The 13,899-nt window shown below is 32.0% G+C and carries 11 protein-coding genes and 1 pseudogene; 10 read left to right on the top strand and 2 right to left on the bottom strand.

The window, feature by feature from the left end; translation table 11 throughout:
- Nucleotides 1-8: 8 nt before the first annotated feature.
- Nucleotides 9-197 carry an SHOCT domain-containing protein gene (locus TMATH_RS05165; protein WP_028992272.1) on the bottom strand — a complete coding sequence of 63 codons (189 nt, stop codon included), beginning with the start codon at nucleotides 195-197 and terminating at the stop codon, nucleotides 9-11.
- A 265-nt stretch (nucleotides 198-462) separates the two neighbouring features.
- Between TMATH_RS05165 and TMATH_RS05170 the strand changes: the two genes are divergently transcribed.
- The 9 genes and pseudogenes from TMATH_RS05170 (at nucleotide 463) to TMATH_RS05210 (ending at nucleotide 9,403) form a co-directional block, all read left to right on the top strand.
- Entirely contained in the window at nucleotides 463-1,158 is a 696-nt protein-coding gene (locus TMATH_RS05170; RefSeq protein ID WP_013150217.1) for a response regulator transcription factor, read from the top strand.
- Nucleotides 1,121-2,506, top strand: a complete 1,386-nt coding sequence (locus TMATH_RS05175; protein WP_013150218.1) for a sensor histidine kinase — start codon at nucleotides 1,121-1,123, stop codon at nucleotides 2,504-2,506. The genes TMATH_RS05170 and TMATH_RS05175 overlap by 38 nt, the downstream gene beginning before the upstream one ends.
- Before the next feature lie 72 nt (nucleotides 2,507-2,578).
- The gene (locus TMATH_RS05180; protein ID WP_012995056.1) at nucleotides 2,579-2,827 is read left to right on the top strand and encodes an SHOCT domain-containing protein; all 249 of its coding nucleotides are present in this window, start codon (nucleotides 2,579-2,581) and stop codon (nucleotides 2,825-2,827) included.
- Between the two features lie 136 nt (nucleotides 2,828-2,963).
- Nucleotides 2,964-4,368: pseudogene (locus TMATH_RS05185) on the top strand (ISLre2 family transposase).
- Nucleotides 4,369-4,576: 208 nt separating this feature from the next.
- Nucleotides 4,577-5,722 (top strand): ROK family transcriptional regulator, encoded by a 1,146-nt coding sequence (locus tag TMATH_RS05190; protein WP_013150219.1) that lies wholly within the window; start codon nucleotides 4,577-4,579, stop codon nucleotides 5,720-5,722.
- Between the two features lie 14 nt (nucleotides 5,723-5,736).
- Nucleotides 5,737-6,498: a glucosamine-6-phosphate deaminase gene (nagB, locus tag TMATH_RS05195; RefSeq protein WP_012995058.1), complete on the top strand. Its 762-nt coding sequence runs from the start codon at nucleotides 5,737-5,739 to the stop codon at nucleotides 6,496-6,498.
- A gap of 174 nt (nucleotides 6,499-6,672) precedes the next feature.
- A complete protein-coding gene (locus tag TMATH_RS05200; RefSeq protein WP_013150220.1) occupies nucleotides 6,673-8,001 on the top strand; it encodes a phenylacetate--CoA ligase family protein in 1,329 nt (442 codons plus the stop codon).
- Between the two features lie 112 nt (nucleotides 8,002-8,113).
- Nucleotides 8,114-8,770 carry a cytochrome c biogenesis CcdA family protein gene (locus tag TMATH_RS05205; RefSeq protein ID WP_013150221.1) on the top strand — a complete coding sequence of 219 codons (657 nt, stop codon included), beginning with the start codon at nucleotides 8,114-8,116 and terminating at the stop codon, nucleotides 8,768-8,770.
- Between the two features lie 12 nt (nucleotides 8,771-8,782).
- On the top strand, nucleotides 8,783-9,403 hold the full coding sequence (locus TMATH_RS05210) for a TlpA family protein disulfide reductase (protein WP_013150222.1): 621 nt from the start codon (nucleotides 8,783-8,785) through the stop codon (nucleotides 9,401-9,403).
- Nucleotides 9,404-9,546: 143 nt separating this feature from the next.
- Here the strand turns inward: TMATH_RS05210 and TMATH_RS05215 are convergent, their stop codons facing one another.
- On the bottom strand, nucleotides 9,547-11,034 hold the full coding sequence (locus TMATH_RS05215; RefSeq protein ID WP_012995062.1) for an aminotransferase class I/II-fold pyridoxal phosphate-dependent enzyme: 1,488 nt from the start codon (nucleotides 11,032-11,034) through the stop codon (nucleotides 9,547-9,549).
- A gap of 377 nt (nucleotides 11,035-11,411) precedes the next feature.
- Between TMATH_RS05215 and TMATH_RS05220 the strand changes: the two genes are divergently transcribed.
- Nucleotides 11,412-13,877 carry an ASKHA domain-containing protein gene (locus TMATH_RS05220; protein ID WP_013150223.1) on the top strand — a complete coding sequence of 822 codons (2,466 nt, stop codon included), beginning with the start codon at nucleotides 11,412-11,414 and terminating at the stop codon, nucleotides 13,875-13,877.
- Nucleotides 13,878-13,899: the final 22 nt, after the last annotated feature.

A 13,899-nucleotide genomic window follows, 5' to 3' on the forward strand; every position in this document is an offset into this window, starting at 1 on the left:
TTTATATTTTACAAAATACTTTTTAATTTGTTATATTCTTCTACTGTAATTTCTCCCTTGGCTAAACGTATATCAAGTATTTTCTTTGGTTCATTCGCTTGGCAATCTTTGTCTGCATTTAAATTATTAATTATTCTTTGCAGGTCACCTGTTTTGTACAAATAAAAGCCAATTGCCAAGATTAATATAAGACACAACATCTTTTCAACTCCTTTCATTGAAATTATTTATCAAAAAAATTGTTAACCTCTTTTCAACTTTATTTTAAAACTTACTTTTGAAGAAAATATGAAGAGAAAATATATAAACTACTGTTAGGTCTAAAAATAGGTGTATAGATTATTATTATAACCGTGATGTGATGTATAATAAGATGTATAATAAGAAATAAATAGGTTTATCACATTCTTTATTCATGAGTTTTTTATAATTTTACAATAAAATACAAAGGAGTGATAAAAGATGGATAAAAAAATACTTGTTGTTGATGACGAAATAAAAATACTGGAAGTTGTAAAGTCATATCTTGAGCGTGAGGGATTTAGTGTTATTACTGAAACTAATGGCAATAACGTTTTAGATACATTCAAAAAAGAAAAACCAAATCTTGTTATATTGGACCTCATGTTGCCAGGTATTTCAGGAGAGGAACTGTGCAAGAGGATACGGCAGTTTTCCAATGTTCCGATATTGATGCTTACAGCAAAAGTTCAAGAAAGTGATAAAATTAATGGATTTTCTATAGGTGCTGATGACTATCTTACAAAACCATTCAGCCCACGTGAATTGGTTATGAGAGTAAAAGCAATATTAAGAAGAACAACAGATGATGTACCTCTTGCTGAAGTAATATCTTTTAATAATGATGACCTTGTGGTCGATTTTAAAGCACACACTGTGAAGAAAAAAGGAGTGGTTGTAAATCTCACTCCAAACGAATTTAAAATTTTAAAGTTTTTAATTCGCAATCCAAATAGGGTCTTTACACGAGAAGAATTAATTGAAAAAGTTATGGGATTTGACTATGAAGGTTATGACAGGACGATTGATGCGCATATTAAAAATTTAAGACAAAAAATTGAAGACGATACAAAAAATCCAATGTACATTAAAACAGTATATGGCGTTGGATATAAATTTGGTGATGGAGATGTTTAAAAATAATTTAAAAACAAGGACCGCTATTGTATTTATTTCAATAGCTCTTATATCGATTGTTATTGTAAGTATTACAACAAACATCTTAATAATAAATAGCTTTGGAAATTATGTTACAAAGTCAACAGATAAGGAATTTAGCAATATAGCAAATACTCTTGCTGCAGTGTATAAATCTGAGGGGGGCTGGAAAAGTACAACAGGGCGTGAAATTGCTCATGCTGCTATGATGGAGGGATATGGGTTAAGGCTTAGAGATAAAGATGGCAAAATTATATGGGATTTTTCTTCGATGGCACACATGATGAATATGATGGGAAAATGGAATAAGAAAAATATTTCTGAAAAAACTCTTCCCATCATTGTGGATGAAAAAACAGTAGGGTATGTGGATATAATTTATTATGGGCCGATGATGATGAGCGACTTGGATTTTAAGTTTTTATATGACATTAGTAGATATAATGTTATAGCAACGGTGATAGCTATTTTTATAGCATTGATTATAAGTATTTATGTGTCAAATTATATTACAAGACCGTTAGTTAATATTACGGAAGTTGCTAAAAAGCTTGAAAAAGGTGATTTTACTGCAAAGGTATATGATATACCTAAAGAAGAAGAGCTATTTAAGCTCACAGCTGCAATAAACCATCTTGGAGAATCTTTAAAAAATCAAGAAATACTAAGAAAACAAATGACCTCTGACATTGCACATGAGCTTAGAACACCATTGACAACATTGCAGAGTCATATTGAAGCAATGCTTGATGGGGTTTGGCAGCCTACGTATGAAAGACTAAAGAGTTTAAATGAAGAAGTCTTAAGACTTATAAATATTGTAAAAGACCTTGAAACATTGAATAAATTTGAATCTGACATGTTAAAGCTTAAGAAAATCAAATTTAACGTAAGCGAATTAGTAAAGAACATTTTAACAAATTTTGAAGCATCTTTTGTTGAAAAAGAACAAGAAGTTGTAAAGAACATAGAAGATAACATTATGTTGCTTGGCGATAAGGACAGGATAGCACAAGTCTTTGTTAACCTAATATCAAATTCAAATAAATACACTCCTGTAGGTGGCAAAATAAAAATAGACTTTTATAAAGAAGGCGATTATGCGGTATTCGTAATAGAAGATAATGGAATGGGTATATCCAAAGATGATATTCCTTTTATCTTTGAAAGGTTTTACAGAGGAGAAAAGTCAAGAAATCGTAAAACAGGTGGAAGTGGAATAGGTCTTTCAATTGTAAAAGCCATAGTATTAGCTCATGGAGGCAAAATAAACGTGGAAAGCGAGATAAATAAAGGAAGTAAGTTTACTGTTAGAATTCCACTATAAAAACTGATTCATAAGTTTTTCATAATAGCAGTGTATAATTATTTTTGAAAGGAAGAAAGGAGGAATAACATTATGATGAGAATGATGTATGGTTGGGGCTGGGGATATGGAATAGGTGGATTTATTTGGAATATTGTCTGGATGGCAATAGAGATAGGTTTAATAGTTGCTGCAATATATCTTATTGTATTATTATTTCGAGGCACAAAAAATAGAAACAAAGAGAAGGATGCGATAGAAATTTTAAAAGAAAGATATGCAAGAGGAGAAATAAGCGAGGAAGAATATCTGGAACGAAAAAAGAGACTTGAAGAAAAATAATCAGAAAAGTTTGACAAAAAAAGATACAACATAGTGTAAAATTATCGTAGGATTTTTTGAGTAAAAAAAACAAGAGACAACCCCTGTGATAAAATAGATTATGGAAAACAAAACAACACAGAAAGGGGTGTCTCTTGTGAAAAAAAATATCTTTGAGGATATTATACTACAAAATGCTCTAAATTTCACTAGAGAAGTGGTAGACATTTTTAGTGATTTATTAAACAAAGGAATGAATATTACAGAGCTTGCAGCAAGGATAAAGGAACTAACGGACAAACTAGGTAGAGAGGCAATAGAAGCAATTATTGAAGAGTTAGATAAGATAATAAAAGAAGACAAGAGAAGGAAAGAAAAATGGGTAGTAGAGAGGAAAGATAAAAAGAGATTAACCACAATCCTTGGGGATATAGAATATGAGAGGACATATTACAAATCCAGAGAGGATGGAAGATATACATATTTGGTGGATGATGCATTAGAGATAGGGCGGCACGATAGGATAGAAAAAGGTGTAAAAATAAAGTTAGTAGAGAACGCAATAGAAGAATCATATGAAAGAAGCAGTAAAAAAGCATGTCCAGAGGAGTTAAGTAAACAGACAGTATTAAAACGCAATAAGGGAAATAGGAGAAGTAGAAGTAAAGAGAGAAATAAAAGAGAAGAAAGAAGTAAGGGTATTATACATAGAAGCAGATGAAGACCATGTGCCTTTGCAAGATGGCAGCAATGAAACACCGCGATTGATATACATACATGAAGGTAAAGAAGAGAGAAATGGTAGAGATGTACTGAGAAATGTGCATTACAAGGCATACGTAGGAGAGAAAGCAGAAGACATATGGATAGATGTAGCAAATTACATAGAAGAAAACTACAAAGAAGAGAAGATAGAGAAGATATACATAGCAGGAGATGGAGCACCGTGGATAAAAGAGGGATTAGAGTGGATAGCAAAATCAAGGTTTGTGTTAGACAGATATCATTTAAACAAATACGTATTAAAAGCCACATCAAAAGAGCCAAAATACAGGGAAAAGATATGGAGAGCAATAAATGAAGGAGATAAAGAAGGAGTGAAGAAGATATTTGATGAACTAATAAAGGCAGCAGAGGAAGAGAGGGAGAAAGAGAAGATAAAAGAAGCAAGGAAATACATACTAAACAATTGGGAAGGGATAGAGATATACAACAAAGACAAAGATGTAATAGGGTGCAGTGCAGAAGGGCATATAAGCCATGTATTTTCAGTAAGACTAAGCAGGAATCCATTAGGGTGGAGTAGAGAAGGATTAAAACTAATGGCGAAATTAAGGGTATTCAGCAAGAATGGAGGAGACTTAAGAGAAGTAGAATGGGGTAAGAGGAAGAATATAAATGAAGGAAGTTACAAATTAACGAAGAAGCAAATAAAAGAGGCGGTAAGAAGAGTTAAAACGTCTACAAATGAAAAGATAAATAATATTACGGTTTTGAATATAGGCAAAGTAACGCCAATATATAGGGTTTTAAGAGCAATAAAATATGCACAAGTTATATAAAAAACATGATAAGACGAAGCCCTGAAATTAACTAAGTTACAGGGGTTGTCTTAAAAAAATCCTACAGTATCTTGACACTATCAAGATACAATTTTGTTATTTACATTTTTCAAATTGTTATGATATAATAATTGTAGTAAAATGTTCGATAGTCGAACTAATTTTTTTGAACAATTAGTTCAGGTAGTGAACTAATGGAGGCGATATATTGAAAGGCTATACTAAAGGTACTTCTGGGTTGATTAAGAATATCAATAAGGCTAATGTTTTAGATGTCATAAAGAAAAGGCAGCCTATATCAAGAATAGAAGTATCTAAAGTTTTAAAAATGAGCAAATCCACTATTTCTGCTATTGTAGATGAATTAATTGAGGAAGGATTGGTAGTAGAAAACGGTTTTAGTGAAAAAGGGACAGTAGGGAGAAAGCCTATACAGCTTTCTTTTAATCCTAATGCTAAATTTGTTGTGGGAATGAGTGTTGAGTCTTCTAACACGATAGGTGTTTTGACTAACATGGATGGTAAGATTTTAAAAAAGATAAAATGGCAAACTAGCATTGGAGAGCAAGCCTTTAATGAAATTATAAATGGGATACAAGAACTGCTTAAAAGTGGGAAAAATGTAATAGGAATTGGTATTGGCCTTCCTGGAATTACGGATATACAAACAGGAGTTGTGAATGCGCCGGGACTCAAATGGAATAATTTTGAATTAAAGAAAAAGTTAAGTAAAATTTTTAATTATAGCATCTATGTTGACAATAGTGTAAATTATGCTGCTCTGGGAGAAAGATGGATTGGTTGTTGCCGCGAAATAGAGAATTTTGTGCTGATAAATATAGGAAATGGTATAGGTTCGGGGATATACGTAAATGGTAAATTATTGAGAGGTAATGCTTATGCTGCAGGAGAAGTAGGGTATATGGCTACAGGAGAAGATGTTTTTAAAAATACCTATTCTTATGGGGACTATGGCTATTTTGAAAGAAAAGCTTCTTTGTCTGCTTTAGTGGGATTAGTTTCTAAAGATTTGCCTCATATAAATACGATAGAGGGTGTGATAAAAGGATTTAAAGAACAAAATCCTATTTGTGTACAAGCTGTGTCTTGTTTTATTAAAAATTTAAGCATGGGTATCGCTAATATTGTAAGCATTTTAAACCCAGAAGCAATAATAATTGGAGGAGACATCTTAAATTATGAAATTGATATTATTCATGAAATTAAAGAAAAAGTAAAGAAAATTGTGCCTTTTGATTTTGGCATTAAAATGGCTCAACTTGGAGAAGATGCTGCTGCTATTGGAGCAGTAGCAGATGTACTTTTAAATACCAATAACTTAATTTTGCTGTAAGGAGGTTTATAAAAATGAGAGTAATAATAACTGTAGACTATAAAGAAATGAGTAAAAAAGCGGCAGAAATTGTCAAAAGACAGATAAAAGAAAGGCCTAATACTGTTTTAGGGCTTGCTACAGGTTCTACACCTCTTGGAATGTATAAGTATTTAATTGAAATGTATAAAAAAGGAGAAATAGATTTTTCCAATGTTATTACATTTAATTTGGACGAATATGTGGGCTTGTCTGCAGAACATCCTCAAAGCTATCATTATTTTATGTTCCATAATTTTTTCCATCATATTAATATTAAGAAAGAGAACATTCATATTCCAAATGGAGTGGCCTTAGACTTGGAAGAGGAGTGCAGTAGATATGAAGAGGAAATTGAAAAAGCAGGTGGGATTGATTTACAAATATTGGGGATTGGGGTCAATGGACATATTGGGTTTAATGAACCAGATGAAAGTATAGATACAAAAACTCATGTGGTTACTTTGACAGAAGATACAATAAATGCCAATAAAAGATTTTTTAAAAGCGCAGATGAAGTACCAAAAAAGGCGATTACTATGGGCTTAGGAAGTATCATGAAAGCAAAAAAGATTGTCCTTTTGGCTTCTGGGAAAAATAAAGCAAAGGCAATAAAAGAAACGATAAAAGGACAATTGACTACAAAGGTGCCTTCTACTGTTTTAACGTTGCATCCTGATGCAACTATAATAATTGACAAGGAGGCTGCCTCACTTATACCTGATGAAGATTTAAAAGAGATAGAAGTGATTGTTTGATAGGCGAAAGCCTATTTTTTTATTGTATTTGAAGAGCGAAAAATTAGATGCGGATTTTTATTTAACAAAATTTTGTAATTGAGATATAATATAATTAATACAATTGTCAGGAAAAGATAAAGGCATTCACTATTTCAAGTTAAAAAGAGCTATTTTAAAAAGGGGAGATAAGTCGTGATAGGCATTATGTTAAAGGGCCTTAAACTTTACAGCCACAATAGATGGCCACGTGAAAAAATAATGGAATATAGCAATAAGCGTATGAGAGAAATGATAAAACACGCCTATACTTCCAGTAATTTTTATAAAACTCTCTATAAAAGCGTAGGAATAGAATATAAAGCTTTAGACACTATTCCCATTGAAGAATTACCTGTGATAGATAAAGAAATGGTTAGAAATAATTTTTTTGATATAGTTACTGATTATATTTCTTCCAAAGAAATAGAAATGGCAATGAAAAGCAGCGAATTACTAGTGAGGGTGGGAAAATATATTCTTGTTCATACTTCTGGAAGTACAGGTAAGCCATGCAATTTTCTTTATGATAGAGATGCTTTGGATATGATCGAAGCTAATATGGTACGTATAAGCATTGGGGGCAAAAATGAAATTGGATTACGTGATTTTCCTATAAAAGTACTGTATGTGGCTTCTGTGGGAAGTGGTTATGCTTCTACTGTACTTGCTATGAATGGTATTAAGAAATATGGGGCTAAAAGTCTTGTGCTGAATGTTAGTGAGCCTATTGAGACTTGGGAAGAAAAAATTAAAAACTTTTATCCTAGCTATTTGGCTGGATATCCTTCATGTATAAAAATATTGGCTGACATGCAGCAAAGAGGCGAAATAAATATAAAACCCAAAAAAATAATTACAGGAGGAGAACCTTTAAGTAAAGAAATTTCCAATTATTTAAGCTCAGTTTTTGATGCTGACGTGATAGATTATTATGGTTGCACAGAATCAATATTTTTAGGTGTCGGAGCAAGCTGGTATGAAGGTATGTACCTTATGGATGATATGAATTATGTGGAAGTTGATGAATTTGGAAGGTTAATCATAACCCCATTGTATAACAAAATTTTTCCTCTTATTCGTTATCGACTAAATGATGTGGTTGAGGGGTTTGATAAAGACTATCGTGGTCATTTACCTTATACTCATATTAAAAGAGTTGTGGGAAGAGAAGAAGAGATGATGTGGTTTAAAAATGAAAGTGGTGGTAGGGATTTTCTTCATCCTCTTTTTATTGATGACCTTGATGTTGAAGGAATAAAAGAATATCAGTTTATTAAAACAAGTGATGAAAGTCTTATATTAAACTGTGTCAAACTTCCTAATGCCAAGGAAGGTGTTGAAGAGGAAATCAAAAGGCAATTTAACCAGTTTTTGATTAAGAAGAAGCTTAGAAATGTAAAATACGAGGTACATTTTACTGATGCACTTCAGGCTGATAAAGTAACTGGAAAGGTAAAAATGGTTATAGATGCTACAAAATAAATTAATTATTACGTATCTTTAAACGGACATAGATAAATACCTTATTGTACTATAACTGAAATTGTAATATAATATTTGATAGTCATACCCTATAGGGGAGGGAGGTGTAGATGTGCCAATTTACACTGCATTTTTAGCAGGAATTGTTTCTTTTTTATCACCCTGTGTTTTGCCTTTAATTCCTGCTTATGTATCTTATATTTTTGGAAACAAGAAGAATAATTTAACAAATTTATTGCTTTTTGTATTAGGTTTTAGCATAGTGTTTGTACTAATGGGAGCGACAGCAAGTCAAATTGGAAAGCTGTTTTTAGCGTATAAAGATATTTTTAGAAAAGTAAGTGGGATAATAATTGTGCTTTTTGGACTTCAAATGACTGGAATTTTTAGACCACTATTTTTAAACAAGGAAATTAAGCTGATAAACATGGAAAACGTACAAACTGGTTATATAGGGTCATTGGTACTGGGTGTAACTTTTGCTGCAGGATGGACACCTTGTGTTGGGCCAATTCTCGCCTCGATATTGTTGTATGCTGGTTCTGTTAGTACATTAAGTGTAGGTGTGATACTTCTTTTTGCGTATTCCATGGGGCTTGGTATACCTTTTATAATTACAGCCTTATTGATTGACAAGTTTAAAGGTATGTACAAAAGGATTAATAAAATATTGCCTTATATTGAGGTAGTAAGTGGGATTATTCTCATAATATTTGGAGTTCTTTTATATTTTAACATGTTAATCAAAATAAGTGGATATTTTTATTAAGAGGTGGTTAGTGTGAAAAATAAAAGTTTAATTTTTACTATAATTGCTGTGATAGTTATAGGGGTGCTTATTTTTGTGCTGAATAATTATACAAAAAGTGCTCAACCTTTCCATTCTCAAGTGGCAGAAAATAATATTTCTAGCAATAATGAAGATCAAAATACAAGCTCAAATGCAAATTCAAATTCAACTGAGCAAAGTGAGCCTAAGATAGGGAATCAAGTAGGAGATATAGCACCAGATTTTACGTTAAAAGATTTAGATGGCAATACTGTGACTTTGTCGAGTTTGAGAGGAAAAAAAGTTATATTAAATTTTTGGGCGACGACTTGCCCTTATTGTAAAATTGAAATGCCTGCTTTAAATCAGTTTATAAAAAACCATAAAGGTGATACGGTCTTACTTGCGATAGATTTGGGTGAAAGTCCATCAAAAGTTAAGCAGTATTTAGAAGGGAAAGGATATGAATTTACTGTGTTACTGGATACTGACTTAAGTACTATTTACGATTATCAAGTTCAGTTTATACCTATGTCTTATTTTATAGATAGAAACGGGGTCATAAGGGCAATTAGCAATGGGGCCATGACATATGATGAAATTGAAGAGTATTATAAATCAATTTCTCAATAAATGAAAAGGCAAAAAAGCAAATAAAAGAAATGTATAAACAATCAGTTAATGTCACGAATATGACTTTTGCAAAAGCAATATACAATTCTGAGGTTTTAAAAAGGAGTATCTTTTATAGGAGATACTCCTTTTTTAGTAAAACATTATGCTATCACATTTAAAACTTGCCGGTCATTTACTACTTTTATATAATTTACTTCCGGGTCTTCGGTGCCTTGTATGCTTAAGTTAGCCTCTTTCATTTTATCTACATATTCTATAATTTCTGATGTTATTCGTTCTCCTGGGCAAAGTACTGGAATACCTGGAGGATAAGCCATCAAAAATTCTGCACTTATTTGCCCTACACTTTCTCTTAGAGGTAATGATACAGTTGAGGAGCCAAAAGCATATCTTGGTGATACTACTTGTTCTGGTATTTCTGGTATATCTATAGGTTTTACTATTTCAATGTTTTCGTTGTATAATTCATCACTTATTTCTCTTAAAGCCCTTAAGAGATAATCGACTTTTTCCTTTGTATCACCAATAGAGAATACACATAAAACATTATACATATCTGAAAGTTCAGGTTGTATATAATATCTTTCTGCCAATATTCTCTCTAACTGATGGCCGCTTATTCCAAGGCCTTTAGCTGTTATTGTAACTTTTGTGGGGTCAAAGTCATAGGCTCCATCACGGCCAACAATTTCTTCACCAAAACAGTAGAGTCCTTTTATATTGTTTATCTCTCTTCGAGCGTACTCTGCTAATTCTATTGTTCTATCTAATAATTCTTTTCCTTCTGTAGCCATTTGCATTCTTGCAACATCTAAGGAAGCCAACAATATATACGAAGGACTTGTTGTTTGGAGTAAACTCATTACTTGTTTTACTCTATTAATATCAATTCTATCGCCTTTAACGTGAAGCATCGAGCTCTGCGTCATTGAGCCAATAATCTTATGAGTGCTCTGTGCACAGATATCAGCTCCTGCTTCCATCGCTGAAATAGGCAATTTTTCGTTAAATTTAAGGTGTGGTCCGTGAGCTTCATCCACCATGAGTATAGCGTCATAGTCATGAACAATTTCAGCAATTTTTACTATATCGGTAGAAACTCCGTAATAAGTCGGATTTATTATTAAAACAGCTTTTGCATCTGGATGCTCTCTTAAGGTTCTTTCTACTGTTTCTGGTGTGACATTTAATGCGACACCGATATTTTTATCAATTTCTGGTTGCATATAAACAGGTATAGCACCACTTAATATAATTCCTGACGTTACAGATTTATGAATATTTCGAGGTACAATTATTTTTTCGTCTTCTCTCATTACACTTAAAATCATTGCTTGAATGGCACCAGATGTTCCATGAATAGAAAAAAAGGTAGCGTCGGCACCAAACGCTTCTGCTGCTAATTCTTGGGCATATTTAATTGGCCCAGTAGGCTTGTGCAAGCTATCTACTTGCTGAAACACTGTTACATCCATTGACAATACATTTTTGCCTACAAAATCTAAGAATTTTTTGGCCATTCCCACACCTTTTTTATGCCCTGGCACGTGAAAAGGGATAGTATTGTTATTTACATATTCCATTAAGGCATCAAATAAAGGAGTTTGGGCTTGATCAAACTTTTTCAACGCATCTAACACCTTCTTTCATAAGTTTTGGCTCAGAATAAAAGCCTAAAACCTTGATATAAGTAATTCAAAGGCATAGGCTTTGCAGAGCTTTGCTTTCCTTAAAAATAATTTCAATTCATTATAAGACATATTGCTGTAAATTTCAATAATAAGTTTTATGTTAATTTAAAAATATTTTTAGAGAAAGTTTTAAACTGCTAATCTAGTCTTTAATTACACTATACTATATAGTATGAGAAAAACCCTGAAATGTCAAATGCATTTTTGTAATAAGTAGAGGTTTTCTGTATAAATTTTATTTGCGATTTTTACTATAGCAATTTATAATAATAAACAAAACGGTATGACAATATGCGTTTTAATGAGGTGTGGAAATGCTTAGTAAAGATGTTGTGCAAAGAGTAAAGGACTTATCATTAAAAAAGTTGAAAAACATGAATTTTGATGTGGATCAATATTTAATTGAGGAAGCAACTACGGAAGCGCAAAATTTAATAGATTACAAAATTATTCATCAAGTATGTGATAATTTTCATATTGATGAGAGAGAAAATAAAATAATCTTTAAAACTGGAGATTATTTCTTTGGGGATTATATAGTAAAAAATTTAAAAGAAGCGGAATATATAATTTTAGCAATCATTACACTGGGAGATAGAATAGATAAAAAGGTAAATGATTATTTTTCAGAAAGTAATTACACAAAAGGAATGATTTTAGATGTTATTGCAGGCGTGTTCCTTGAAATATTGACAGATAATTTTTGGAAAGAGGTAAGAAAAAACGCGGAAAAGTATGGCAAAGAAGTTACAGATGTTTTTTACCCAGGAAATAAGTGGGACATAAAAAATCAGGCTGTGATTTGCAAACTTGTGGACAGTTCAAAAATCGGTGTAAATATTAATCACAGTTTTATCATAACACCCCAAAAAACAGTGTCTTTTGTATGTGGAGTAGGGGAAAACGTGAAAAGACTTGAAAATAAATCAGTTTGCAATAATTGTGAAGCTAAAGATTGTATTTATAGAAATTCTTTTGGTGAATCTAAATATAAAGTAACTGTTCATTTTAGTGGCAACACAAAAGTTATTGAAGTAAGTAAAGGAGAAAATTTATTTCATGTTCTTGTTAAAAATGGAATAAAACTTAACAATTTTTGTGGTGGCAGTCGGATTTGTGGTCAATGTAAAGTTATATTAAGTGAGGAAATTGATATTTCTGATGATGAAAAATACTTTTTGACAGATAAAGAAATAAAAAACAACATTCGGCTTGCGTGTTTTGTTGAGATAGATAGGGATTTAGAGGTCAAGGTACTTTCTGAAGAGCAAAAAGCAAAAATATTGACAAAAGAAAATGATTTGTTAAGTATTGAATTATATCCTCGCGTAAAAACTTCTACAGTAGAAATTAAAAAACCAACTTTACATGACCAAAATGACTATGTTAAAAAAATTAAAGAGGCTGTAGGTGGAGAAATAGAAGTTCCTTTAAAGTTTTTAACGAATCTTCCTGAAGTTTTAGAAGAAAATGATTATAAGGTAAATATTACTATTAGGAAAAATGAAATAATTTCGATTAAGGAGGTCACTTCGAAACCATACAATTACGGTATAGCATTAGATATAGGAACTACTACTATTGCTGCTTATTTATATGACTTAGATGAGGGGAAAGAAGTAGATGTATATTCATGTTTAAATCCGCAAAGGACTTTTGGTGCTGATGTTGTAACGAGAATAACTTATAGTATTACTAATTCTCAAGGATTGTATCAGTTGCATTCAGCTCTAATAAATAAAATAAATGAAATTGTAGAGGAGTTTTGTGTAAAAAATTCTATAGACAAAAGCGATATACATGAAATTGTGGCAGTAGGTAATCCTACAATGATACATTTCCTTTTAAATGTATCTTCCAAGAATATAGCGATATCTCCTTATGTGCCGACTTTTACGTCAATGATAGAAATAAAAGCAAGAGAGATTGGTATAGAGATAAACAAGGAAGGATATTTAATAACATTACCGCTTATATCTTCTTATGTAGGAGCAGATACTGTGGCAGCAGTTTTGGCAAACAAAATTGACCAATCTGACGAACTATGCTTGCTTGTAGACATAGGAACCAACGGCGAGATGGTATTGGGGAATAAAGATAACCTTATTGCTTCTTCGGCTGCAGCAGGCCCTGCTTTTGAAGGAGCAGGAATAACTTTTGGACTAAATGGCGTAGAAGGAGCTATAGACCATGTAGATTTTAGTAAAAGAGCTTTTTATACTACAATAGGAAATAAAAAAGCTAAAGGAATATGTGGTTCCGGTATTGTAGATATTATTTCTGAACTTTTGAAGTATGGCATTGTTGATAGTACTGGCAGGCTTTTGTCTAAAGAAGAAGTTAAAAATGTACCTGTTGATATTGCAGAAAGGATAACTCTTTACAAAGGTGAACCGGCATTTTTAATAGAAAATGGAATATATGTGACACAAAAAGATATAAGGCAAATACAACTGGCAAAAAGCGCCATACTTGCTGGCATTAACATCATGATAAAAGAAATAGGTATTGATGTAAATGAAATAAAAAAAGTTTTTTTGGCAGGAGGATTTGGAAATTACATTCTTCCTGAAAGTGCGATAACAATTAGGCTTTTGCCAAGGGAACTTCAAGGCAAAATCCTTCAAGTAGGCAATAGTGCTGGGATTGGTGCGATAATGGCATTGCTTTCTGATAAAGAACTGAAAAGAGCAATACATTTACAAAATAAAATAAACTATATAGAACTATCAACCCATGAAGATTTTCAAAATGAATTTGTAAAAGGAATGTATTTTTAATAAAAGTGGAAGTCAGAATATA

It is taken from the genome of Thermoanaerobacter mathranii subsp. mathranii str. A3, assembly GCF_000092965.1.
Lineage (GTDB): Bacteria > Bacillota > Thermoanaerobacteria > Thermoanaerobacterales > Thermoanaerobacteraceae > Thermoanaerobacter > Thermoanaerobacter thermocopriae.

Coding starts and splice junctions, on each gene's coding strand:
- TMATH_RS05170 (WP_013150217.1), top strand. CDS start 463: ATGGATAAAAAAATACTTGTTGTTGATGACGAAATAAAAATACTGGAA.
- TMATH_RS05175 (WP_013150218.1), top strand. CDS start 1,121: ATGGCGTTGGATATAAATTTGGTGATGGAGATGTTTAAAAATAATTTA.
- TMATH_RS05180 (WP_012995056.1), top strand. CDS start 2,579: ATGATGAGAATGATGTATGGTTGGGGCTGGGGATATGGAATAGGTGGA.
- nagB (WP_012995058.1), top strand. CDS start 5,737: ATGAGAGTAATAATAACTGTAGACTATAAAGAAATGAGTAAAAAAGCG.
- TMATH_RS05220 (WP_013150223.1), top strand. CDS start 11,412: ATGCTTAGTAAAGATGTTGTGCAAAGAGTAAAGGACTTATCATTAAAA.